General features: G+C 55.8%; 19 protein-coding genes and 1 tRNA gene. 14 read left to right on the forward strand and 6 right to left on the reverse strand.

The window, feature by feature from the left end:
- Positions 1-263: 263 nt before the first annotated feature.
- From serS to DB51_RS03030, 3 genes are all read left to right on the forward strand, one after another.
- Positions 264-1,550 (forward strand): serine--tRNA ligase, encoded by a 1,287-nt coding sequence (serS, locus tag DB51_RS03020; protein ID WP_034251636.1) that lies wholly within the window; start codon positions 264-266, stop codon positions 1,548-1,550.
- Positions 1,551-1,677: 127 nt separating this feature from the next.
- Positions 1,678-1,760 (forward strand) — tRNA-Ser (locus DB51_RS03025).
- Between the two features lie 133 nt (positions 1,761-1,893).
- Positions 1,894-5,163, forward strand: a complete 3,270-nt coding sequence (locus tag DB51_RS03030; RefSeq protein WP_162174614.1) for an AAA domain-containing protein — start codon at positions 1,894-1,896, stop codon at positions 5,161-5,163.
- 151 nt (positions 5,164-5,314) lie between these two features.
- On the opposite strand, the gene DB51_RS03035 is transcribed toward DB51_RS03030, so the two are convergent.
- Positions 5,315-6,214, reverse strand: a complete 900-nt coding sequence (locus tag DB51_RS03035; RefSeq protein WP_034251638.1) for a GIY-YIG nuclease family protein — start codon at positions 6,212-6,214, stop codon at positions 5,315-5,317.
- Between the two features lie 337 nt (positions 6,215-6,551).
- On the opposite strand from DB51_RS03035, the gene DB51_RS03040 reads away from it, so the two are divergent.
- Complete coding sequence (locus tag DB51_RS03040) at positions 6,552-6,884, forward strand: type II toxin-antitoxin system HicB family antitoxin (RefSeq protein ID WP_034251641.1); 333 nt, start codon at positions 6,552-6,554, stop codon at positions 6,882-6,884.
- A 669-nt stretch (positions 6,885-7,553) separates the two neighbouring features.
- Positions 7,554-9,299: a pyruvate oxidase gene (gene spxB, locus DB51_RS03045; protein ID WP_034251644.1), complete on the forward strand. Its 1,746-nt coding sequence runs from the start codon at positions 7,554-7,556 to the stop codon at positions 9,297-9,299.
- A 171-nt stretch (positions 9,300-9,470) separates the two neighbouring features.
- Here spxB and DB51_RS03050 read toward each other — a convergent pair whose 3' ends face one another.
- The 3 genes from DB51_RS03050 to DB51_RS03060 all read right to left on the reverse strand — a co-directional run bounded on the left by DB51_RS03050 (position 9,471) and on the right by DB51_RS03060 (position 12,229).
- Positions 9,471-10,175, reverse strand: coding sequence for a TetR/AcrR family transcriptional regulator (locus tag DB51_RS03050; RefSeq protein ID WP_162174615.1), 705 nt, complete (start codon positions 10,173-10,175; stop codon positions 9,471-9,473).
- Positions 10,176-10,245: 70 nt separating this feature from the next.
- Positions 10,246-11,478: an ABC transporter permease gene (locus DB51_RS03055; protein WP_034251649.1), complete on the reverse strand. Its 1,233-nt coding sequence runs from the start codon at positions 11,476-11,478 to the stop codon at positions 10,246-10,248.
- On the reverse strand, positions 11,456-12,229 hold the full coding sequence (locus DB51_RS03060; RefSeq protein ID WP_202961988.1) for an ABC transporter ATP-binding protein: 774 nt from the start codon (positions 12,227-12,229) through the stop codon (positions 11,456-11,458). Before DB51_RS03060 ends, DB51_RS03055 begins: the two co-directional genes overlap by 23 nt.
- Positions 12,230-12,635: 406 nt before the next feature.
- Between DB51_RS03060 and DB51_RS03065 the strand changes: the two genes are divergently transcribed.
- The 9 genes from DB51_RS03065 (at position 12,636) to DB51_RS03105 (ending at position 22,902) form a co-directional block, all read left to right on the forward strand.
- Complete coding sequence (locus DB51_RS03065; protein WP_034251651.1) at positions 12,636-13,703, forward strand: phosphotransferase enzyme family protein; 1,068 nt, start codon at positions 12,636-12,638, stop codon at positions 13,701-13,703.
- A gap of 203 nt (positions 13,704-13,906) precedes the next feature.
- On the forward strand, positions 13,907-15,406 hold the full coding sequence (locus DB51_RS03070; RefSeq protein WP_051867224.1) for an amino acid permease: 1,500 nt from the start codon (positions 13,907-13,909) through the stop codon (positions 15,404-15,406).
- A gap of 67 nt (positions 15,407-15,473) precedes the next feature.
- Positions 15,474-16,838 carry an aspartate aminotransferase family protein gene (locus DB51_RS03075; protein WP_034251653.1) on the forward strand — a complete coding sequence of 455 codons (1,365 nt, stop codon included), beginning with the start codon at positions 15,474-15,476 and terminating at the stop codon, positions 16,836-16,838.
- 249 nt (positions 16,839-17,087) lie between these two features.
- A complete protein-coding gene (locus DB51_RS03080) occupies positions 17,088-17,918 on the forward strand; it encodes a GntR family transcriptional regulator (RefSeq protein ID WP_051867225.1) in 831 nt (276 codons plus the stop codon).
- 170 nt (positions 17,919-18,088) lie between these two features.
- Positions 18,089-18,694 (forward strand): HAD family hydrolase, encoded by a 606-nt coding sequence (locus DB51_RS03085; protein ID WP_034251656.1) that lies wholly within the window; start codon positions 18,089-18,091, stop codon positions 18,692-18,694.
- Between the two features lie 156 nt (positions 18,695-18,850).
- A complete protein-coding gene (locus DB51_RS03090; protein ID WP_034251659.1) occupies positions 18,851-19,462 on the forward strand; it encodes a YesL family protein in 612 nt (203 codons plus the stop codon).
- A 331-nt stretch (positions 19,463-19,793) separates the two neighbouring features.
- The gene (locus DB51_RS03095; protein WP_034251662.1) at positions 19,794-21,074 is read left to right on the forward strand and encodes an ABC transporter substrate-binding protein; all 1,281 of its coding nucleotides are present in this window, start codon (positions 19,794-19,796) and stop codon (positions 21,072-21,074) included.
- Positions 21,075-21,145: 71 nt separating this feature from the next.
- Complete coding sequence (locus DB51_RS03100) at positions 21,146-22,039, forward strand: ABC transporter permease subunit (protein WP_034251665.1); 894 nt, start codon at positions 21,146-21,148, stop codon at positions 22,037-22,039.
- Entirely contained in the window at positions 22,039-22,902 is an 864-nt protein-coding gene (locus tag DB51_RS03105; RefSeq protein WP_051867226.1) for a carbohydrate ABC transporter permease, read from the forward strand. Before DB51_RS03100 ends, DB51_RS03105 begins: the two co-directional genes overlap by 1 nt.
- A 107-nt stretch (positions 22,903-23,009) precedes the next feature.
- On the opposite strand, the gene DB51_RS03110 is transcribed toward DB51_RS03105, so the two are convergent.
- Together DB51_RS03110 and DB51_RS03115 are read right to left on the reverse strand one after the other, a co-directional pair.
- Positions 23,010-23,705, reverse strand: a complete 696-nt coding sequence (locus DB51_RS03110; protein WP_193786469.1) for a LuxR C-terminal-related transcriptional regulator — start codon at positions 23,703-23,705, stop codon at positions 23,010-23,012.
- A complete protein-coding gene (locus DB51_RS03115; RefSeq protein WP_238548288.1) occupies positions 23,692-25,137 on the reverse strand; it encodes an ATP-binding protein in 1,446 nt (481 codons plus the stop codon). Before DB51_RS03115 ends, DB51_RS03110 begins: the two co-directional genes overlap by 14 nt.
- Positions 25,138-25,194 lie beyond the last annotated feature (57 nt).

Consider the following 25,194-nt stretch of genomic DNA (forward strand, 5'->3'; position numbering starts at 1 on the left):
CCTTCGCAACCTTTGTGGTTGCTCACTTCGCCTATGCGGAACGCACTGCGTTCCGCATTTGACGGCTCAGCGCACTGCGTTCCGCATTTGACGGCTCAGTCCACTGGACTGTAGATGTGACGGTTCAGCCACAGTAAGCCCACTGGGCTTAGGATGGGGAGGAGTCGTTGGCTCCCGTTTCTTGGCGTGTGCGCTCGAGCGTCGCGCACAGCTACAGTAAGCCCACTGGGCTTACTGTCTCCTTAAAGCATTAGGCTGGGGGCATGCTTGATATCCAATTCATTCGTGAACATACCGACGTAGTCAAGGAATCGCAGCGGAAGCGCGGCGAATCCGTAGAGCTGGTCGACGAAGTGCTCAACTCCGACTCCGCTCGTCGCGACGCCCTCAAGGACTTTGAAACCACCCGTGCCGAGCAGAAGGCCATCGGCAAGAAGGTGGCGGCGGCATCTGCGGATGAGAAGGCCGCGCTGATTGCACAGACCAAGGAACTCGCGGCCAAGGTCGGGGAATACAAGTCCGCCGCCGATTCCGCCTCGGAAACCTTCACCACCGCGATGTGGAAGCTCAGCAATATCGTCGAGGACGCAGCGCCGGAAGGTGGCGAGGACGATTACGTGGTGGTCAAGAAGGTCGGCACGCCACGCGACTTCGCAAGTGAAGGATTCGAGCCGAAGAACCACTTGGACCTTGGCGTGGGTGTCGCGGGTATCGATATGCGACGTGGCGTGAAGGTCTCCGGTTCGCGATTCTACTTCCTGCGTGGAGCCATAGCCCGTATGGAGATCGCCATGCTCACCATGGCCATCGACCAGGCCGAAGGCAAAGGATTCATCACCACCATCACGCCGACGCTCGTTCGCCCCGAGGTTATGGCCGGTACCGGATTCCTCAACTCTCACGCCGACGAAATCTATCGTCTGCGTGAGCCTGACGAACAGTATCTGGTGGGAACGTCGGAAGTCGCGCTCGCGGGCATGCACGAGAACGAGATTCTCGACCTTGGCAAAGGCCCCCTGCGCTACTGCGGATGGTCGAGCTGCTACCGTCGTGAGGCCGGTGCTGCGGGTAAGGATACCGTGGGCATCATCCGCGTCCATCAGTTCAACAAGGTTGAGATGTTCGTATACTGCCGCCAGGAGGATTCGCTGGAACAACACCAGCAGTTGCTTGGCATGGAGCAGGAGATGCTGGCCAAGGTCGAGGTGCCATACCGTATCATCGACACCGCCGCCGGAGACCTCGGCTCGTCCGCCGCTCGTAAATTCGATTGCGAGGCCTGGGTCCCGACTCAGGAACGCTATCGTGAGCTCACCTCGACATCGAACTGCACCGAGTATCAGGCCCGCAGGCTCAACATCCGCGAGCGTCTGGAAGAGGGGGGCACTCGTCCGGTGGCGACGCTGAACGGCACGCTCGCCACGACCCGCTGGCTGGTGTCCATCATGGAGAACCATCAGCAGGAGGATGGCTCGATTGTGGTGCCGGAGGCGATGCGTCCGTACATGGGTGGTCGCGAGGTTATCGAACCGACCGCCTGGGAAGCCTGACACGTTCGCACCCGTGTGCCGAACGGGCAGCGTTCGGAGCTTTGCGACGTGCGCTGTTTGCCAAAATTCGGCATACGGGTTTAAGATGACAGTCGTGCCTGAGAGCGTTTAGCTCTTACGGCGTATTGGACGGGTGTCTGAGCGGTCTAAAGAGACGGTCTTGAAAACCGTTGAGCGAAAGCTCCGCGAGTTCGAATCTCGCCCCGTCCGCATTCAAGGGTTTTGGACTTCGGTCCAAAACCCTTTTCATATCGATCTGCTCACTAGTAGGATTGAACACGGTCCACGAAAGATTACTGCTTAATCATTATGAATGACGTCGGCCACCACTAGGGTTATCAGTGTGGCGGAAACAAAGGATAATGCTGGTAGATGCGAGCAGCAGCGGATACTTGACTTCTGGTTCATGGTAGAAATGTTCTCACCGCAGCAAACACCTCGTCTTGATCGCAGAAATGGGGTGGTGAACCTCATTGATGAGGAAGAGCCGTGGGGCAATAGTGCTGCTCCTGTGAGAAAACGGATAGAGAAGCAGCGGCAAAGCATGAGTAAGTCTCCTTCAGCCATCTTTCAACACAGAGTTCACTTGGGTATGTATTCGATAGCGGACGTATATCGAGAAGTCGAGAAGGTATATCCCCCTGATCCGGACTCGTATGAGGAACGAAACGATACCGAATGCACGATGGCCTTTTTGATAATTGACGATACAGGTAAATATGTGCCTGATTCCTTCGTACTATCTACTGCTGCTTGGGCAGTTGGACAGTTATCGCATTCGCCAGCCGGAGTTCCCCTGTATAAGAAGGGTTTTGATGCGGCAGAGGCTTCTTTGGCTGAAACCGTGGAGCGAATGTTGGTACGGACGCCATCCGTTCACGGAGACGATTCAATATCTCAGGTTAACGGTGTCAGGAAGGCTATGGACGCCGATGTTGAGGACAATACATACGGGGAGAGGGCACAACAAGAACCGATCCGCGCAGAAGAATTACGTTCGCTTCTAACGCGCATCGCGCATTCCCTTGGCATCTCGGATACCTTGTCTCCTAAGGGTGTGAGAGTTGATACTGTTTCAGTGTCGACCAAATCGACTGACGTGGAACCGCAATTTCTCAATAGCTTTTACCTTAAGGATCTGGCATCACTGGCCCCAATCGTGCCGAGTCTCTCGCAGAGATCCGCGATTAGGCGTTACTTGATGCCAAACGATTGTGCTGCAAAGATACCGAGAGTCGATGTCCACGGTGGGCTCGACGAGGTTTACCGTGGAACACGTCCTGAGAGCATTCCCTTAGGTCGGTGGCCTGCCAAGGAAACGCAGCCGCTGGTGTTGAGTCAGCAGTTTGCCGTCAACTCCATTCTGGACTCACTCTCGGGGAATCCGGGGATTGTGGGAGTCAATGGGCCGCCAGGTACGGGGAAAACCACCATGTTGCGTGATTTGATGGCAGATTTGATTGTTCGTCGGGCAATTAAATTGATGACGTTGGAAAAGCCAGCGCAAGCCTTCGCTAGCAAGCCACTGATCAGTAAGTTCCAAGATCATCGCTATGTTGCATACCCTTTACGCCCAGAGTTCTCAGGCTTCGAGATCGTACTTGCTTCTGCCAATAATGGTGCAGTTGAGAACGTATCCATGGAAATTCCCCGTCTTGATGCCATTGATGAGCAGTGGCATGAATTAGCTGGGGATGTGGATTATTTCCAGGATTTGGGTTCGGCAATTCTGAATACAGACGATAGAGGGCAGAAGGCTTGGGGCTTGCTTTCGGCGCGACTTGGGAACAAAGGGAATTGCAGCAAGTTCGCTGAGCGCTTCTACTGGCAGAAAGCGGGTCGGGAAGATGGCGTTCCAAGTGGTATGTATGAGGCGTTGAAAAAGGTTGATCAGTCGACTATTGAGTCGTGGGCGGATGCCAAGAGTCGATTCTCAAAAGCGCTGCAAGCCAGCAAGTTTGAGCAGCAAGCTCGCCAGAGACTGTTCGACGCCACTGCAGAGATTAAGTCGTTGACTGGCGAATTATCGAAAATGCGCCGAGAATCTGCCGCTGTCGAGGCTGCCATAGCAGAGGCAAAGCATGAGGTCGATGACTGCCAGTTCAGTTGTGACCATTGGTGTGTCGAACTCAACCTGGCCAATGATCAGAGGCGACTTCACCAAGCACAGCGTCCTGGACTGTGGACCACCATCCTCAGCTTCGGTAAGGATCTTCGCAGATGGAACGAACGCGATCAGAAGCTCGCGAGCGTAATGGATCAAGCGGAAGATCAACAACGTGAAGCTCATGCAAATCAATATGGTTTGGAAATGCGTGAGCGTGATCTTAAGAAGGAGTATCGGCGAATTCGTGGGAGGATATGTTCGCAAAGCGAAAGAAAAAAAGCTTTGGAGCAAATCTGTGTTGAAGCCCAGGGTTGGCTTGGCGATAGTTTTCCCAAGTCAGAATGGTGGTCAGCCTCAGCGCGGAAAAGCAGGGAGTGTGGGAATCTTTGGACGGACAAGACTTGGAATCATGCTCGCAGTGCTCTATTCCTAGAAGCTCTTCGACTGCAAAAGTCTTTCATACTTCATAATGCGGGTACTATGCGGAAGAATCTGGGTACCGCGGTCGGTGTTATGAAAGGTGTGCGTGTTGATGACCAGGTCGCATATGCGGCGTGGCAGTCCTTCTTCTTGACGGTACCTGTCGTATCAACCACTTTCGCCTCATTCGCAAGACTATTCTCCGGAGTTGGACACCAGCAACTAGGTTGGCTTTTGATAGACGAGGCTGGACAAGCCTCACCGCAGCAAGCAGCTGGAGCTATATACCGGGCAAAGCATGCTGTCGTGGTGGGTGACCCGAATCAACTTGAGCCAATAACTTCCATGCCTTTCAAGGCAGAGCAGGCGATTCGTCAAGGATTCGAGTTGGATGAACAGTGGTTGGTTTCTAAACAGTCTGCGCAGAGGCTCGCTGATCGAGCCACAGAGTGGGGAACCTATCTTCCCGATCCGGTGAGTGGTGAGAACTCATGGGTAGGACTACCACTGGTCGTCCATCGGAGGTGCGACGACCCCATGTTCTCAATATGCAACGAGATTGCTTACAACGATACGATGGTTATGGGGACTTCAGAAGAAGCGAGCAAACGATTCCGTGAAAGTCATCCGAGGCTTCCTCCTTCTAAGTGGATTCATGTGCCATCCACCATGTCGAGTGGAAACTGGGTGCCCGCTGAGACAGAGCAACTATGCAAAATTCTCGACTGCCTCAGAGACAAACTGGCCTTTGATATGTCAGATGTGCTCGTAATCTGCCCGTTTCGAGATGTGGCGCGACAAGTAAACAGATTGGTGCAACAGAGCTACAAAGGTCTCAAGGCAGGAACGATACACACTGCCCAAGGGAAGGAAGCGAGCATCGTGATTCTTGTTTTGGGAGGTGATCCGGGGAAGCCGGGGGCAAAAAATTGGGCATCGAAGTCGGCCAACCTTCTCAATGTTGCTGTGAGCAGAGCAAAACGACGGTTATACGTGATTGGAGATCAGGAGAAATGGAAGGAGTGTCGCTTCTTCGGTATCTTGAGTACGGAACTCTCGAAGAACAACAAAAACTCCGTTGCGTGAGCGGGTTATGGCTGATAAGTGCTTGTGGCTTGAGGCAACTGTTGTTTACCGCATATCAGATATGAGGCTGTTGGTGCTTGCAAAGCGTCGGCGTTGTGGAGATCAGGCCAACCGAAATGCAGTTAGGGATACCTCACGCAGGCCTTAGTAGCTAGAGTGATGTATCCGCATTCGTCTCCACATTTTTCAGTGTTTTCCCATCAGCTGTTTTCCACTCAATACGACCGTTCGTCGGAGAGCCTAGCACGAATGCCGAGGCGCCTGAAGGTGTTCTGAAGAGAATATTCTTAATGACTTTGCCGCTATCGTCGATGTTCTCCTTATTGATTTCCCGAGAAATCCTTATCGAATCCGATGCGCTGGGAGATAGCTCCTTACGGACGATGCTTTCGGCAAGCACAACGAAACCTTCACTGGTCAGTACGCCGTTAGCATTGGCGCCGCTCCTTTGGATAACAAAGTGTGCGTCGGTCTCTGTTGCTGAACCTTCGGGTAAAGGTGCCGTGGAAGCAGTTTGAATCAGTGGTTCGAAAACTTTGTGCCCAAGCGTGCCGATAGCGATTTTCGCGTAGTCCAAAAAATCCTCTAGTTCGCTTTCCTTTTCCTCGGTGATATGGCCTGGAGACGGTTCGTTCGCGTTCCTCACGATATACCGATTAGCTTCCTTGGCGATATTGCAGAAACGGTTTTCTAAATAACTGATTTCCGTGGGGCCAAATGAGTTGTTTGAGGTAGTGAAAACCACGGCCTCTGTCCAGTAGCTTTCCTCAGGATTTCTTTTGTGTTCCATGAGACGGTCACGTAGACCTTCTCCATTTTTTCGCACTCCAGCTTGGCCGATGTACACCAAGTCCTCATCGATTTGCTCGTCCGTGCCAAACAGAAGATAGACGCCACTTTGTGTGAGGACATCCAAATTCCTGCATCTGTCGAGTTCCGTACGAGGGATAAGATAAGTGATACCAGTCCAGTTGGCGAGTGTCACCTTGATGCGGCCGGTTGGGATCCCGTCCATGAGAAACATATTTATGCTTTTGCCACGAGCAGCCATGAGAATGAACGTACCACTCTATTTCGACGCAAAGTTCTTCACAAGATACCAACTCCCAAAGTGGTGTCAATAGTGGTATTATTATGTAATGCCGAGTGTGGAGAAGATACTGAAAGCAATGAGGAACAATCCCGCCGGGATTACATTCTCGGAGCTTGAGAAAGTGTGTGACCATTATTTCGGTAAGGCGCGAACAAGGGGTACGTCTCACTGTTTGTATCGCACACCTTGGCGAGGGGACCCTTTTTGTGAATATCCAGAATAGTCACGGCAAGGCTAAAACCTATCAGGTGCGCCAAGTGATTCAGGCAATCGACAAACTGGAAAGACGGGAACAATGAGTGAACTGACACGACGGTATTCATACCGTATACAGTGGTCGGATGAAGACGATGAATTCGTGGCTACGGTGGCTGAACTTCCATCCTTGTCATGGCTTGCGGACAACGAGATCGACGCTTTGCGCGGGATTCACACGGTGGTCGATGAAGCGCTTGAAACACTTTCCGAGGATGGGGAAGATGCACCTCAGCCGTTTGCGGACCGGCATTATTCAGGCAAGTTCACGCTTCGCCTTCCCCCACAGGCACACCGCAAGCTTGCGGTTGAGGCAGCTGAGCAGGGAGTGTCCATCAACCGCTATGCAGCCATGAAACTCGAATCCGCATAGCCCGTAGTCATCGATATAGTTACAGAGCTGGAAGGTCCACTGGGTCCGTGAAATAAACGGTTGCAACCGGTGGAGTGCTTTCCAGCTTTACGTAATTCCTGAACTCTCATTGTTCCTTGGGTGTCCGTGAAAGTGACTGATAAACCATAATATAGGTGGTAAATCAGGTGGTAACGGTTTCAGGTGGTAAGGCTAAAGTCAATATTCTCAACGGGTTTAGGGCTTTTATGCGGTATCTCGCCCTGTCCGCATTCAAGGGCTTTGGACTTAGGTCCAAAGCCCTTTTCATACCCATCTATGAGATAACTGGGTTATACGACAGATAACTGCACTAAAAGGACAGCAATTCGGTAATAATTTCTCCGAAAAGCTGTCCTTTTAGTGCAGTTATCGTATTTAGCGCAGAACCAGAGACTGGGGCGCTCGATGCCGGCCGGAGGGCCGGAGCATCAGTCGGGAGGCATTCCGAAGCCGCTGATGTTCCGCCAACATTCCTCACTCCATGAAGACTGTGATATTGCACACAAGGCATTGCGCACAGCCCACAGCTGACATTCTGCATTTTTCAATCCTCGCGTAATAGGATGCCCTCAACGAGCGAAAACGCTGGTGTGCATGGGGCGCACGACGTATCGATCGCATGAAAGTCCTACAGGGAGGTAGCAGACAATGTCCTCAACAATCAATGCCGGAGATGCGGTGCTCAAGGTCATCGAGGAATGGGGTGTTCCACGAATCTACGGATTGCCGGGTGGTTCATTCGACTCGATGATGAACGCTCTGCACAATGAGCGTAAACGTATCGATTTCATCCAGGTTCGGCACGAAGAGGCGGGTGCGTTAGCTGCTGCCGCCGAAGCGAAGCTTACCGGACGCATCGGCGTCTGCTTCGGCTCATCGGGGCCAGGTGCCGTCCATCTGCTCAACGGTCTCTATGATGCCCGAGAGGACCGTGTTCCGGTGCTCGCCCTCGTTGGCCAGGTGCCTCAGGCCTTCATGAACATGGACTTCTTCCAGGCCATGGACGAGGAGCCCATATTCGAGGACGTCGCAGTCTTTAACCGTACCGCGACCAATCCCGAAGGACTGCCTGCGCTCATCGATGAAGCCATACGTCAGGCGTACAAGCATCATGGTGTTTCGGTCATCACGATTCCGAAGGATCTGGCCTGGACGCCGATTGATTGGCAGCCCGTCGCATCTGCGAAGAATTTCCGCAAGCCGCTGCCGCTGCAACCGCATCATGACCTGGTCGAGCAGGCCGTGAAGCTGATTGCCGACGCCGAGGCTCCGCTCTTGTATTTCGGCAAGGGAGCCAGCACCGCACACGACGAACTGGTCGAAATGTCAGAGAAATTCAAGATGCCGATGGTGTCCACTCATCCGAGCAAGGGCGTGGTGGAAGATACCCATCCTGCATTCCTCGGGTCGTCGGGCAGGGTCGCCACCAAGCCTGCCAGCGAGGCCAGCCAGGCAGCCGATGTGATCGTCTGGGTCGGCAACGACAATCCCTTCGCATCCAAACTGGTAGGACCACAGGCTCGCATCATCCAAATCGACAATGATTCCGAGAAGCTCGGCAAGCGCCTTCAGGACCGCATGGCCGTGGCGATTCAGGCCGACGCCAAGCTCACCTTGCGTGAGATGATCGACGCAGGCGAGGAGCTGCCGGGAACGGCGTTCTACAGAGCCTGCCTGGCGAACAAGCGCAATTGGGAGGAATGGATTGCCTCCTTCAACGACGATGATCGTGTTCCTCTTCGTCCTGAACCGATTTTCGACATTATCAACGCCCAGACCGATCCGGATGACATCTTCATGATTGATGTCGGCAACATCAACATCAATTTCGCCAGGCTTTCGCATCTGCAGCCCAGCAACAAGTGGGCTACATCCGGCAAGCATGCGACGATGGGATTCGCCGTCCCCGCGGCACTTGCGGCAAAGCTCGAATACCCGGATTCGACGGTCTACAGCCTGAGCGGCGACGGTGGCTTTGCCATGCTTTCCGAGGAGATTCTCGCCCAGGTCAAATACCGTACCCCAGTCGTCAACGTCGTCTTCTCGAACCAGACGCTTGGCTTCATCGAGGCCGAACAGCGCGACGATTCGCATCAGCCGCTTTCGGGAGTCGATCTGATCGACACGGATTGGGCGAAGGTGGGCGAAGGATATGGTGCTCTTGGCTTCACGGTGCGTACCAGGGAAGAGGCCAAAGTCGCCTTCGCCGAGGCCAAGGCGGCCGACAGGCCTTCGGTCATCGATGTGAAGCTCACGGGCGAGATGCCCTTCACCACGATGTACATGCATCTGTCGGAGCATGACGATCCTGAAGCGGTGAGGGAGTTCAAGGAGCATTACGAGGCGCAGCCTTTGAAGGCGCTGGACTATTGGTTGGAGCAGGAGCAAGCCTGAATCCATAACCACGACCTGTATGTGAGGGCGTGACCCGACAGGCCCGGCCGCAATGCGGCGAACGGTATTCCACGTTCAACGCATTGCGGCCGGGCCTGTTCTGCTGCAGCACGTCGTAGGGTGTCGACGCCACTGATGCGATGGTTAATGATGCCGGTAGCCGCGTTGTCTCTAAGCGGTAGCCGGGGAGAGGCCGTGCCGCAGGAAGTCCACGATTTGTTCGGTGGCGAGGTCCAGATTCAGGGGCTGGGCGGCAGCTTCGTCGTCGTCGCCCATCAGTACCACTGGCAGGGCGTGACTGATGATGGCGGCGGCCGTGTATCTGACGATTTGGCGCACCGGCCACTTCACCAGTTGACCCTCACGCTGATAGTGGGAGAAGATTACGGTAAACCGTGCCTCGACTCCCTCGACGGCTTGGGAGACCTTGTCGAGCAAGGCCGTGGCCTCATGCTGATTGTTGAATATCCCGGCGAACAGGATGCGGACGAGCTTCCGGTTCGTGACGACCAGCTCGAGACGGTCCCGCACCACGAAGCTCAGATAATCGCCGAAATCGGGAAGATGCCGGGCGCTTACCGTTTCGGAAAAATCCACTGCCAGTCGCGGGATGATGTCGTCGATGAAGGGTTCGATGAGCGCTTCGAGGATATCGTGCTTGGTGGCGAATCGCTTGTATACGGTGCCTTGGGAAACCTGTGCCAATTCCGCGATTTCCTGCGTGGTGGTCCGGTCAAAACCTTGCCGGGAGAACAGTGTCAGGCTGGCCTGCAGCACGGCCTTCTGCTTCGTTGAGAGCTCCGAGGAATCCAGGGCCTGTGCGAACAGATCCTCCACCGTATTGCTCTTGCCCATATGCTCTCCCGTTGATGCCACGTTCCCGATGGATGCTCTGCTGCGACTGTTGCCGCAGCGCCCGTTGTTGCAGCATTGTAGCCGCAGCCGTTCAGACCCGACGGTATTTGCGCATGACCACAAGGTTCAATCCCAGAAACACCAGGATAAATGCTAGGAGCATACCAAGATTTGGTGCAATCTGCGCCAGACTGGCACCTTTCACCACCACGTCGCTCATACCGCGTGAGCCCCAGTACAAGGGCATCGCGTGGGCGACCGCCTGCAACCATCCGGGCATCGACTCCACGGGGATGATTCCGGAGAAGAATATCTGCGGGATGACGATGATGGGGATGAACTGCATCATCTGGAATTCCGTTGCCGCAAAGGAAGATACCAGTAGGCCGAGGGTGAGTGCTGCGCCCGCGATCATGAGGTTCAGCAGCACCACATTCCACAGGCTCCCGAGTATCTGCGTCTTGAATACCACGAGGGTGTAGCCGACCACGACGGCGGTCTGCACGATGGCCACGATGCCGTAGCCTACGAGGTAGCCGAAGATGATCTCGCGCTTGCGAATCGGTGTGGCGAGCAGTCGGTTCAGTGTGCCGGTGGTGCGTTCGTGCAGCAGGCCGATGCCTGAGATGAGGAACACGAAGAAGAAGATGACGAATCCCATCATGATAGGCACCAGAGTGTCGAAGAATGTGGAATCCTCGCTGCCGTACAAGTACTTCACGGTGACCGAGGATGGTGCCGCCCCTGTACTCTGCTGGATTGAAGGTGCTTGGGCATCCGTGCCTGCCGAGGATTGCGCTTGGCTTGCCGCAGCACCGGGACTTGCCGCTTGGATGGCTTGCAGCTGTGTGGTCAGCTCCGCGACGGTGCTTTGCAGCTGTTTGAGTGCTGCTGCTTGCGAGGCGATGGTGGCCGAGGCGGCTTTGGCGGAGAGCTTGGTCTGTGCGGTTGTGAGGCTTTGCAGAATCAAGCCGCTTTGCGATTGGTCGGCCCCGGCGAGCGTCAGAGTCAGGGAATCGTCACTCTGGCTGAGGAAACCGGCGTAGTCGTTGTCGCGTATGACCTTTCGGGCATGTGCTTCGGTGTCGTCGTCCGCTGCGGTACCGCTGACCTCGTGGATATGCAGGCCATCAATCTTCATGGCGGACACGAGGTCGGCATCGACCGATTGCACGGCGATATCGGCGTTGATGTTGTTGGCTCCCTGGAACAGAAAATACATCAGCGTCAGAATCAGCAGGGGAGCGGCGAACATCAACGCCAATGTCCGTCTGTCTCGCAGAAGCTCCGTCAATACTCGTCTAATCATTGCTATGGTGCGCATCTTGGTCCTTTCCCGCTTGTACGAAGGCATCCATGATGCTCGTCACGTGAAAATGGTCTTTAACGTGTTCCGGGGAGCCTACGGCTATTGCCTCGCCCTGACGAATCATCATCAGGGTGTCCGCCTCCGCCGCATCCGCCATCACGTGGGTGGTGAGGATGATGGTGCGTCCCTGGTCGGCGATGCGGTGCAGCTCGCTCCAGAGTTCGCGGCGCAGCTCAGGGTCGATGCCGACGGTCGGCTCGTCCAGGATGAGCACCGGAGGGTCGCTGATGAGGGCGATTGCCATCGAGAGACGCCGTTTCATACCTCCTGAGTAATTCGCCACCCTGCGGTCCAGCGCGTCCTCGAGGTGGACGACACGGGCGGCGCGCCTGGCCGCGTCGGCGAAATGACGTTTGTCGACGTGTTGAAGGGAGGCGAAGAATCTGAGATTCTCCATGCCGCTGAGATTCATGTACAGGGCGTCGGTCTGCGCCATAAAGCCGATGTTGCCGAGTTCCTTTCGGTTGGGCATCGTCGTGCCGAGTACGCTCACCGAACCGGATTTGGGCGGCATCATGCCCATGATGGTGCTGATCAGGGTCGTTTTGCCGGAGCCGCTGGGGCCGATGAGAGCCAGTATCTCCCCGCGTCGTACCTCGACATCGATGCCACGGAGTACCACCGTTTTCCCGTATCCCTGCACCAACCGGGATACTGCAATCGACACCGATTCATGGTCCGGTGCCTTGGTACCGTTTTCCATCATCGCCTCCTGAATGAGTGAATTTTCGTGTTGTCGATACATCGATTATTGGTGAGTGACAACTCACTCATTCTTAGCACAACGCCTTCGGCTCGGCAAATATGTTCCGTCGGGGGAGTTTCGTCAGTTAACTGGTAAAACGTTCTGATTTCCGGAGTTCTATCAGTGCACCGGCAACTGTGGGCGATTGCTGTCGCACCCTATGCGGCTGCCTGTGCTGAAATAAACCATTAATATAACCACCCCGCTTCGTTACTGCTCCGTAACAGTGCGACCGTGATTCAACCGCACGGCTCTGCAAGAATTCACATCACGGAGGGGGATTCAGCGCACAATCGGCACTCGGGAATGACGTGTTCGCGATGCCGTCGCCGCTGCTTCTCCACAACAGACAGAATCGGGGTTCGCAATGTCAGAAGTTCTGCGCGTGCTTGATGAGCCGGAGCAGTCCGTCAGTCTCAATGCCTTCAGCAATCTCAGCAAGGGGGATCCTGCGCCCTTCTGGCTCTTCAGAGGAGTCTGCGCGTGCTGGGGTCTCGACAACGCCACCACCACGCTTGACCTGATCACCGTCTCCGAGAACGCCACCTTCGTACTGCGCATCGACGGCAAGGACGAGGGCGTGGTAAGGGTGTCACAGCCCGGATACGTCGGCGGGCCCGAAGCCGTGGCCTCCGAGATCCTCTGGTTGAACTCTCTCCACGATGTCGAAGGGGTTAATCTCATCAACCCCGTGCCGACCATTCGTGGGACCTTCGTGGGCACGGTGAGAGACGGCAACGGAGTCGGGTGGACGGTGATTTCCACCAAGTTCGTCACGGGAACGGTGCTTGAGGATATGGAGAATCCGGCTCCGTACTACACCACCATCGGAGCCTGGGCAGCAAAGTTCCACCAGCATTCCCGTTCTTGGGATGCACCGCGTGGCTTCAAACGGTTCAACTGGGATATCTCCGACATGGTCGGCCCTTCTCCGCGCTGGGGACGCTGGGAGAACGCCTCTCTCAGCAACGAGGAACGGGCGGTCTGCGAGCAGGCCTTGTGGAAGGCGATGGATGTGGTGATGAAAACGCCACGGACCCAGCAGACATGGGGGCTCATCCACGCCGACCTGCGCCCCTCGAACATCATCAGGGATGCCGACGGCAAGCTCACCATCATCGACTTCGACGATGCCGGATACAGCTGGTATCTCTACGATTACGCCTCCTCGCTGAGCTTCATCGAACACATGCCGTATGCGCCGGAACTTGCCCGCTCCTGGGTCAAAGGCTACGAGCAGGTCGCCGGGGCATTCAGCGAGGACCAGCTTGAGGTGATGTCGGCGCTGTCGATGATTCGCCGACTGCAAATGCTCGGCTGGACGACGAACCACCGTGAGGATGCTCTTCCCGAAGAACTCGCCACCACACAGGCCAGCGGCTCCGTGCTCTGCGCACAGCGGTATCTGGAGGATTCGCGATGGCTTCTCAACTGATAGCTCTCGGTGCGGGCGACTGTCTGGCCGATGACGCCTTCCGCTAGCGACCTGTTGGGAGAAAGTGCGCATCTGAGGGCTTCGGCATGCGGCACGGGCAACGAACAACTCCACCGACGGTGATGCGAACAGCTCCGCCAACGGTGACACGAACAAGCAGTATCGGCAGCATCAGCAAGGTATACAGAAAGAAGGTTCCGGACATGTCGACAACGACGACTCAGGAAACCAGCAAAGGTCTGGGTGGCGTCACCTACGTGACCACGGACGAAGAATATTTCAAAAAACGGCAGTTGAAGCGCACCACAGGTGCTTTCGGACTATGGGCCATCGGCATCTCGGCCGTCATCTCCGGCGATTTCTCCGGCTGGAACGGCGGCATCGCCCAAGCGGGTTGGGGTGGCATGCTCATCGCCGCAGCGGTGGTGTACACGATGTATGTGCTGATGTTGAACGCCATCAGCGAGATGGCCTCGGCCATGCCGCACACCGGCGGCGCCTACTCCTTCGCCCGTGCGGCCATGGGACCCTGGGGCGGGTTCTTCACCGGTCTGGCCGAAACCATCGAATACGTGATGACCGCCGCCGTGGTGGTCTACTTCTCATCGGCCTATGCGGATGCCATCGTCTCCGACCTCACCGGATATTCCTTGGACGCCCACGGGCTGATGTGGGTGTGGTGGCTGGCCCTGTACGTGATTTTCGTCGCGATCAACTGGGCAGGTGCGGAAACCTCGTTCAGATTCGCGCAGATTGTCTCCATCGCCGCCTTGGCCATTGTGGCTATCTTCGGCATAGGTGCCATCGTCGCAGGCAAAGTCGACTTCGGCAGTCTGCTGAATATTGCACCGAGTGCCGGAAACACGCCATTCCTGCCCTTCGGCATCGGTGCGGTGTTCTATGCGATGCCATTCGCGATGTGGCTGTTCCTCGGCATCGAGCAGCTCCCGTTGGCCGCCGAGGAGGTTCGTGAACCGGAACGCAACATCCCGAAGTCCTCACGTCTGTGCATCTTCACTCTCGGTCTCTCCGCGCTGATTATCGTATTCCTCAACCCGGCCGTGGTCGGTTCCAAGGCGCTCGCGGCATCCGACGAACCATTGCTTGACGGGTATCGGGCCATTCTGCCCGGGAATCTCGCCGCGGTGCTCTCTGCCTTCGCGCTCATCGGTCTGCTGGCCTCGGTGCAGGGCATCATGTTCGCATACGGCCGCAACCTGTATTCGCTTTCACGCGCCGGCTATTACCCGGCGTTCCTGTCGCTGACCGGCAAGAAGAAGACGCCGTACTGGGGCCTGATCGTCGGCGCCGTCTTCGGATTCGCCGCACTGTTCATCGTGGCTTACGGTGGGCAGGGCGCAGGTTCGGTGGTGCTCAACATCGCGGTGTGGGGAGCGGTGCTCGCATACCTGCTGCAGATGATCTCCTATGTCATTCTCCGCAAGCGCATGCCGGATATCGAACGACCCTTCGTGAGCCGATTCGGTGTGCCCGGCGCCGTGATTGCAGGTCTGGTATCGCTGGTGATTTTCATAGCCGTGCTGCTGAACCCCGATTATCGGCTGGCCGTGTATGTGATGGTCGTCATCTATGTGCTTGCCCTGATATTCTTCGCGGCATATGGACGCAAGCATCTCGTGCTCTCACCGGAGGAGGAGTTCGCCGCTTCGGGTGGGAAGGCCATCTACAAAACCGAAGAGTAGACGATACACCCGGGATGACCGGAATAGTCAGAACACCAACAGAAATCATTACGACAAAGAAGGAAACATGGCAGTTCGCTCGACGATTATGGATACGAATAGCTTCCGACCCGGCATGGAAGAGGGCCTCGACCCCGAGACGCGAAAAATGGCGCATGAGCGTGAGGTTCTGGGACCGGCGTATCGCCTGTTCTACCGTAAACCGGTGCATCTGGTTCGGGGCAAAGGCAGCCATCTCTGGGATGCCGACGGCGTCGAATACCTCGATGTCTACAACAACGTCGCTTCCGTAGGGCATTGTCATCCCCGAGTCGTCGAAGCCATCACGCGTCAGGCTTCGATGCTCAACACCCATACCCGCTATCTGCACGAGAACGTGCTCGGATACGCCGAGGACATCCTTTCGACGATGCCCGACGAAGTCAACCGCATCATGTTCCAGTGCACCGGTTCGGAAGCCAATGACCTGGCGATTCGTGTGGCGCAGACCTACACCGGCGGTGAGGGTGTTATCGTCACGCACGAGGCGTATCACGGCAATTCGGCACTGACGTCCAAACTGTCGCCTGCGCTGGGAACAGCTCAGACGCTCGGATTGACCATGCGCATGATTCCCACTCCCGACACCTACCGTGTCGATATCGACGGCAAAACCGCAGGGGAGTGCTCCGCAGAGGTGTTCGGCGCGTGGATGGCCGAGGAGCTGAGGAAGCAGGTCGAGGATATGCGTCGACACGGCATTCCCTTCGCGGCATTCCTCGCGGACTCGATATTCTCCTCGGACGGTGTGTACCCGGGGCCTGTCGGCTATCTCAAACCGGTGATCGACATGGTGCACAAACTCGGCGGGGTGTTCATCGCCGACGAGGTGCAACCGGGCTTCACCCGTACAGGGGATGCCTTCTGGGGTTTCCAACGCCATGGTGTAGTGCCCGATCTGGTGACCTCGGGCAAGCCCATGGCCAATGGTCTGCCGACCTCGCTGATGGCCGCCCGGGCCGAAGTGCTGGAACCCTTCGCCGGGTCGATTCCCTATTTCAACACCTTCGGAGGGAATCCCGTCTGCATGGCGGCATCTCAGGCGACGCTCGACGTGATGCGCGACGAGGACACCATGGGCAATGCCAAGAAGGTCGGCGGCATCTTCATGCAGGCTCTGCGTGGATTCCAGGCGGAACACCCCTGCATCGGGGACTTGCGCGGAACCGGCCTGTACATCGCCTGCGAAATCGTCAAACCCGCCACCAAGGAAGCCGATCAGCAGACCGCGCTGGATATTCTCGAAACGCTGCGCGACAATCACGTGCTCACCTCGGTGTGCGGACGATACGGCAACATCCTGAAGCTGCGCCCGCCGCTGGTGTTCAGCGAAGCCGACGTGGATTGGTTCTCCGACGCTTTCGGCAAGACCCTCAAGCAATTGGGGCTGTAGGTCGGACTTTGACTCCGGGCTGTGACGGCAGCAGCGATGCAGCTGGCAGAGCGGTTGACATCGTCGACCTGAAATATTCATCGCTTATCCTTGCCCTGTGACAGGACACGCGAGTGCCGTTTGCCATGGCCTTCTCGGTGACGGCGCTCCGTGGTGGCGAGGACATGCCGGAAGGGATGCGGGACTCAGAACGACCGCCGCCGGAAACGCACGGTGTCCAAGGCGGGAGATGGGAAGGGGAAGAATCACATGTCAGCATCGGCATCTGCTCCGAACCCGGAATCCGCAACTGCTTCGCGAGGGCAGGTGGCGCGCGCCAACCGCTCCGACACCATACGACTGCTGAGAACGGTGATTCAGGAGCGTGAACTCCTGCCAGGCGAGCGTCTGGGCTCCGAGCGTCAGATCGCATCCCAACTGGGCGTCACGCGAGCGGATCTGAGAATCGCGCTCGCGGCTTTGGAATCAAGTCATGAGGTGCTTCGACGAATCGGCAGGGGTGGGGGCATCATCGTTTCGGACAGCCGGTTGGAACGCAATATCAACACGGTCGAGTCCTTGCCGATTATCGCCCGCAGACAGGGGCGAATCCTCAAATCCGATGTGGTCTCCGCGATGATAGCCCCTGCAACGTGCTCCGACGTCAGATTGTTGGGACTTGATAGAGTCGCTTCCGGTGCCGTACGCAACATCTTCGACATCACCCGTGTGCGGTATGTGGATGGAACCCCGTTGTCCTTGGAAATCAGCCATCTGCCCGCAGACCTGTTCCCGGGCTTCCTGACGAAGGACCTCACCACTTCCTTCTATGCCCGATTCGCCGACGAGTACGGAATTCATCCTGCCGTGGTGGATGAGACCTTGGAGTCCATCATCCCCAGCAAACGGCAGGCCGAACTGCTGCGAGTGGATGAGGGCACGCCCCTGATGCGTATTCGCAGAGTCGCACGCACGCAGGAAGGCAGACCCTTCGAAAGGGCGACCGATGTCTATGTGGCATCTCGGATGCGCTTCACGATGCACCATTCCGGCTATGTGCGGCTGTCCGCCACCGTTCCGCAAGAGCCGAAGCAAGGCTGAAGGTGTGCGGTACCTCGCATCCACGGTATGCGAGTGCGCAATGCTCTGCAGCTGCATCGTGATGTTCGACGTGCTATGCCGGTGTTGCAAACTCTCGCCTATCATGCACTGTTCGCATGGTTTCCAGCGCGATAAAGGGGCCTTAGCAGGGGTCTCGATATGATAAGCGCATGCGCAATGTGATATTCGACTTCTGCGGGGTCCTCCTGGATTGGCGGCCTCGACTCACGCTCGAAGGCCAATATCCCCAAGGGGTGATTGACATGTTCTTCGATACGGCTGACCCGCGTGGCTTCGACTATTATGACCGCAAGTCGGACGAAGGATGGAGTCAGGAACGCATACTCAAGGAATACGAGGAATCTCACGGTCCTGCGGTGGCATGGGTGTTTCGTACCTACTTCGAGCATTTCGAGAAGTCCCTGTACGGCATGATGCCCGGGATGCCGGAGCTGATGCGTGAACTCGAGGCCCGAGGGGTGCAGCTGTGGGGTCTCACCAACTTCACCGCAGAATACGTCGATGCCGTTCGTGCGAAGTTCCCTGAATTCGGACTCTTGCGGGATGTGGTGGTCTCGGCGGAAGTATCGCTGGCCAAGCCTGATGCGCGAATATATGAGTTCGCCGCCAGGCGTTTCGGCGTCGAAACCGACACCTGCATCTTCGTGGACGATACTCCGGAAAACGTCGATGGAGCACGTACAGCCGGCATGCAGGCCATCCACTTCACCGATGCCGAAACCCTCCGTACCCAGCTGCTGTCTGCCCTGGAATAGATAACTGCACTACAAGGACAGCTTTTTCCTGGAATTATCACGAAATTGCTGTCCTTGTAGTGCAGTTATCCCAATTTCAAGGAGTTGGTTGAATATCATACGATGCGTCTACTGTATTCTTGGGTGCCACAGCTGCGGATCTGCCGGAGGAATACGATGTCGAAACTGTTTGATCAGGAGAATCCTGTATTCAAGACCATGAGTGTGGTGTTCAGTCTGATTCACCTGAATCTGCTCACTTTGGTATGTTCCCTGCCTATTTTCACCGCAGGGGCGGCGTTTACCGCAATGCACCGCGTGCTGTGGAGGTTGGTGCGCCATGAGGAAACATATATCACGAAAGAGTTCCTCGATGCGTTTCGGAGGAACTTCAAGCAGGCCTCCGTGCTGTGGTTGTGCGCACTGCTGTCCTTCGTGGTTTTGGGCGTGGATATATGGGTTGTACGGGTGTCCTCTTCCGGTGTCCAGCATGCAGCAGTGTCTATGCTGGTGATTGTTACAGGCGTGGTATGCGCATTTTTCCAGTATTCGTTTATTCTGCTGTCTCGCTACGAGTATTCCTTACCGATGATCGTGAGGAACGCCGCTTTGCTGATGCTTGGGTATTTTCCAAGAACCTTGGGTATGCTTCTTGTCCTTGCTTGCTTCGGTGGAGTGTACGCGATCGTGGGCGTTCAGGCGATTCCCCTGGTGCTCTTGTCGGGTGTTGCGCTGCCGCAATATCTCTGTGCGTTGCTCTATGAACCGATTCTCAAGAAGCTTGGCTAATTCTGCGGAAGGTTAGTTGTTTCGGCTGCACGCCGCTTCTTACGCCTCTTGGTGATGTCAAAAAATGACTTGAAAACACCTCAGATGAGTGTTGGCAATATCGGAGATGGTGTTACGGCCTGAAATGGAATGCCGGACCTACGGTAAGTCAGGATACAGAGGCCCTAGAACACATTCGATAAATTATACAAATTGACAAAACTACGATAATGCGTTAATTTCGAACCGGTTCGATATTGAGAGAAGAAGCACGAATTATCAATCATGTAATTCCTTCGTCTCCGGTCAGCCCCTTGAACAGCAATGTTGCTCGTAGAGAAAGGTACACCCCATGAACAACATCGGATGGAAGCGATTCGGCGCCGTGGCCGTAGCATCCTTGATGTCGGTTGGCATGCTTTCCGCATGTGGATCCGGCAGCGCAAACGACACCCAGATCACCATATTCAACTCCAAAATGGAGATCCAAGAGCAGATGGAGGATATGGCAAAGGAATATTCGGAAACGAAGGGAGTGGATGTCGAAGTGTACTATTCGAGCGATACCGTATCCGCTCACTTGGCAACCAAATATGCATCGAATGAGCCATACACGCTATCTATGGTTGATGCGAAAGACATTTATTCTTTGGCAAAAGACCACGCAGTGGATCTCAGCGACCAGTCGTGGGTGGACGACACCGATCAGGCGATTGCCATCGATGGCAAGACCTACGGATTCCCGTTGAGCATCGAAGCTCGCGGACTGATATACAACGCCGATCCTATCGAAAAAATCACCGGAGAAGAGTTCGATCCAGCGAACTATGCGACGCTCGATGCCTTCAGGGAGCTCATCGCCACATTAAAGAAAGGTGGTTTGGAGGCACCCACCGGTGTGATGAAGGAGGACTGGTCGCTAGCTGCCCACTTCCTCGGCGAAGTCTATGAGGAACAGGATGATCCAGCAGAATTTATCAACGAACTCCATGAGGGCAAGATCAATCTGACGGACAATGATAAATTCAACGCTTTGATGGATACCTTCGACGTGCTCAAAGAGAACAACTACGCTGCGTCGAAAGCCATTTCGGCAGAGCGTGAGGTGAGCGAGCAGAAACTGGCAGAAGGTGAAATCGCCTTCATGTTCGGAGGCAATTGGGATTGGGCGGTACTCAACCAGTATGAGCCATCAGAGAACATGGGCATGATGCCGGTGCCACAGGATACTGACGACGGCAGCAACCAGAAGCTCGTCGGTGGTGGTTCGAAGTTCTTCTTCATCGACTCCTCGGAGAATACCTCGGATGCACAACGCACAGCGGCCAAGGATTTCCTTGATTGGCTCGTGAACGACAAGGAAGGTCAGAAATTCATCGTCGAGGACTGCTCTCTCGTGTCCCCGTTCACCAACAACACTTTGCCCGTCGCCGACCCGTTGGGTGCTTCAGTCAAGCAATATGCTGATGCTGGTGAACTCATCGAAAGCTACAACTACATGCCGGACGATCATTATTCCGTGCTGGGTGCGGCGTTCCAGAAGTATCTCGCTGGCGAATCGAACCGCGTGCAGTTTGCGGAACAGATCGAGTCCTACTGGAAGACCGCAAAGATTACTACTCCAACAGAGTAGTCGTCATCGACCAATGACCGGTGTGGGCGGTGCAGCGTGATCGCGCAGCGCTCACACCTCATGCAACATGAATGAGATTGATGATGAAAAGTAACAAGATCTCTTATAAAATCGGCCAGTTTTCAATGTTTGCAGGTCCTGCAACGGTGTTGTTCTGTGCTGTGGTGATCATGCCCTTCGCTTACGGTCTGTATCTCACCTTCACGAGTTGGGATGGGGTCTCTCTTGATAAGCCCTTCGTCGGTCTGCAAAACTATGTCAACGCAATCCATGATTCCGCATACTGGGATTCTCTGTGGCGTACGGTGATCTATTCGGTAATCACGGTGGTATTGGTGAATATCGTGGCTTTTACCTTGGCGTATTTCGTGACCAAAGGGCTTAAAGGTCAGAACCTTTTCCGCGCCGGGTTCTTCATCCCGAACCTTATCGGAGGCATTGTCCTCGGATACGTATGGAAATTCGTATTCAACCGTGCCTTCGTGGCCATAGCGGAAGCGGCGACGCAGGACTCTTCCTCAGCTTCGTTACTGTCAACGCCCAACGGGGCGATGTTCTGTCTGATCCTCGTTTCGGTCTGGCAATACGCCGGATATATGATGCTGATTTACGTCGCAGGTTTCATGAGCGTTGACAACTCTTTGAAAGAAGCTTCACTCATAGATGGTTGCACTCCATCACAGGCAATGAGACATGTCATTATTCCCTTGATGCGTGCCTCTTTCGTGCAGTGTCTATTCCTGAGCACGACCCGATGCTTCATGGTGTACGACATCAATCTGTCGCTGACCAAGGGCGAGCCCTTTAACTCTTCGGTGTTGGCAGCAATGCATGTGTATAACCAGGCTTTTGTCTATAAGGATTACGGTACGGGCCAAGCTGAAGCGCTGGTACTGTTCGCCGTGTGTGCGGTTATCGGCATTGCTCAGGTATTTGTTGGTAAGCGTGGGGAGGTGGAGGCCTGATGAAAAGCCCTCAACGTAACAATGTCAGAGCAACGGTGTCTAAGGTTGTCGTGACACTCGTGTTGTCAATCGTGCTGGTGCTCTTTGTTTCTCCTTTCGTTCTGGTCATTATCAATGTGTTCAAGCCGATGTCGGATATCACTACCAACCCGCTCTCACTGGTCGGCAAGCATGGCTTCACCTTCGATAATTTCATTGAGGCGATGGAGAAGATGCGCTTCTGGACGGTGGCTGCGAACTCCACGATTATCACGGTTTCGGCGACGGTTCTGACGGTGCTGGTTTCGGCCATGGCGGCATATGTGATCGTGCGGAATCCTCGATGGAAGGCGGGGGCAATCCTGTTCTCACTGATGATTGCATCCATGGTCATCCCATTTCAGGTATTGATGGTTCCTTTGGTCTCGGTATACGGAGGGATGTTCCATGTGCTCAACGATCGCTTGACGCTGATTCTGATGCATGTTGGATTCTCCGTATCTTTGGCAACCTTCATGTTCCATGGTGCGATTCGTACGAACATTCCGATGGAATTGGAGGAGGCTGCGGAAATTGATGGTTGCAGCAAGTGGGGAACCTTCTGGAAAGTCGTGTTCCCGCTGCTGAAACCAACGATTGCCACGGTTACGATCATTGATGCGATGGCGTTCTGGAACGACTATCTGCTGCCTTCACTGGTCCTCGGACGCAAAGAGCTGTACACGATTCCCATCGCCACGCAGGCTTTCTACGGTACGTATTCCACGGATATCGGCCTCATCATGGCGGCGTTGCTGTTGGCGATGCTACCGATTCTGATCCTGTATGTGTTCCTGCAGCGTTTCATCGTCGAGGGTGTCACTGCAGGAGCGGTAAAAGGCTAATCTGCCACCCTTAAAGAGATAACTGCACTAAAAGGACAGCTTTTTCCTGGAATTATCACGAAAAGCTGTCCTTTTAGTGCAGTTATCTCGATTTCTCGTTCCCGTGGTCAGATGAGGCGGCGATCCGCAGCCCAGCGGGTGAGTTCGTTGCGGTTGGAGAGCTGCAGTTTGCGCAGCACCTTGGATACATGCGTCTCGACGGTCTTGACGGAGATGAACAGCTCCGCGGCAATCTCCTTGTAGGTGTAGCCACGGGCGATGAGTCGCATGACCTCCTGCTCGCGGGCGGAGAGACTGTCGAGTTCGTCGTCCCCGCCGTGACGACCGGATGGCAATGGTGCACCCTGAAATGCGGAAAGCACGAAGCCCGCGAGTTTGGGTGAGAACACCGCATATCCTTCGTGCACTTGCCGAATCGAGGAGACCAGATCGTCACCGGAGATGGTTTTCGTCACATAACCCCGTGCTCCGGCGCGGATAACCGAACCGACATCCTGTGGAGAATCGGAAACCGACAATGCCAGAAACACGGAATCGGGGGAGAGCGGCTGCGCATTCAGCAGAATCTCGGAACCGCCACCTCCCGAGCCTCCGGGCACATGCACATCGAGGAGCACCACATCCGGTCTGCTTTCGGCAATCATCGCCTCGGCACCCTCGACATCGGCCGCCTGTGCCACGATGTCGAAATAGGGTTGCAGCGTCGAAATCACCCCGGTGCGAAACATCTCATGGTCGTCGATGACGGCCACGCGTATTCTGGCCTCATCCGCTGACCCGCTCCTGCTTTCAATGTCGCTCAATGCTCGTGCCTCCGGCGTTGTCGGGTGTTTGCTCAGGCGCTTGGTCTGGCGTGTTGTCAGGCGCCTGGTCTGATGGGTGATCGTGTGCGGCTTGCGTCCCTTGCTCCTGCCCGGCCTGTCTGGCCTGTCTGGGCGTTGGGTCGATAGGCATGTGCATTCGCACCTCCGTGCCCCAACTTGGGCGCGACACTATCTCCACAGTACCGCCCTTCCGACGCATCCTCCCGATGATGGATTCGCGGATGCCAAGTCTGTCTTGGGGAATGCCATCCACGTCGAAGCCCTTGCCGTGGTCGCGCACGAACACGTCGACGACGTCGTCATGAGCCTCGCAGTAAACGGAAATCGGTTCCCCACCATGTGTGGCGGCATTCGTCAGAGCCTGTCTGGTGGCGTCAAGCAGCGCCTCGCTTCGTTCGGATGGCAGGGCGTCCCCGACGGTGACCACTTCGATAACGGTATGGTGAGCGAGCTCCATACCCGCCGCTATGTCGCGTATGCCCGAACTCACGGAGCGCTCTGCCGGTGTCCGCTCCTGATAGAGCCAGTCCCGTAAGGAGCGTTCCTGCGAGCGGGCCAGAGTCGAAACGGTTTTGGGTTCGGCGGCGTGCAACTGAATCAACGCGAGGGTCTGCAATACACCGTCATGCAGATGAGCGGTCATGTCGGCGCGTTCCTCTTCGCGTTCTTTCATGGCGCGTTCGGCGCTGAGCTTCTGCACCAGGGAATTCGCCCAGGGAATCAGCGCGAGAGTGACACCCGCGAGCAGCAAGGCGGCGATGAACAGGACCTGGGATGCCTGTGGGAACGCGTATGTGGTGAAGGCGTAAATCACCAGAGAGGCGAGCATCAAGGCGATGCTGACGACCAGCGTGGTGATGTTGGTGCCGTCGCTGTCCACACGGAGCCACGATATGCCCACACCGAAGGCGGTCATCAACAAGGGGATGATGATGTTGACCGGCAATCCTCGTGCGGCGAACAGCAGACCGAAGGCCAAGAGAATAACGCCTGCGGCGAGTCCGGCCAATGGCAGCGACGTCCGTCGGAGTATCTGCAGCAGTCCCTCAGGCTTCTGCCCAAGCTGCTCGTCAGGAGTGTTGCCTTTGGCGATAGGTGCGTCCTGTGGCGGGGATTGGGGTGATTGCGGTCTGGTGGGGTCCCCCGAAGGGATGCAGATGATGAGCAGCATGTAGGCGACGATTCCCGCGCCGAAGAACGGAACCATCACCAGGGTTATCAGTCTGACGAGCCATGTGTGCATGCCCAGATGGAGTGCCACGCCACGGCACACGCCGCTGATGATTCTGCCTTGCTTTGGCCTGAGCAATGGGTATCTGGCGGGGAGCAGCGCCGGCTGCGTGCCGGAGGTGCTCTCTCCTGACGGCATGGAACGCCGATGCCGGGTTCCTGAATCCGATGAAAAGGGCATACTGCCATTATTGTCCGGCTAAGCTGTCGTAGGGGATTATCAGGCTGCTTTCGGGCA

Source organism: Bifidobacterium crudilactis (assembly GCF_000738005.1).
GTDB lineage: Bacteria > Actinomycetota > Actinomycetes > Actinomycetales > Bifidobacteriaceae > Bombiscardovia > Bombiscardovia crudilactis.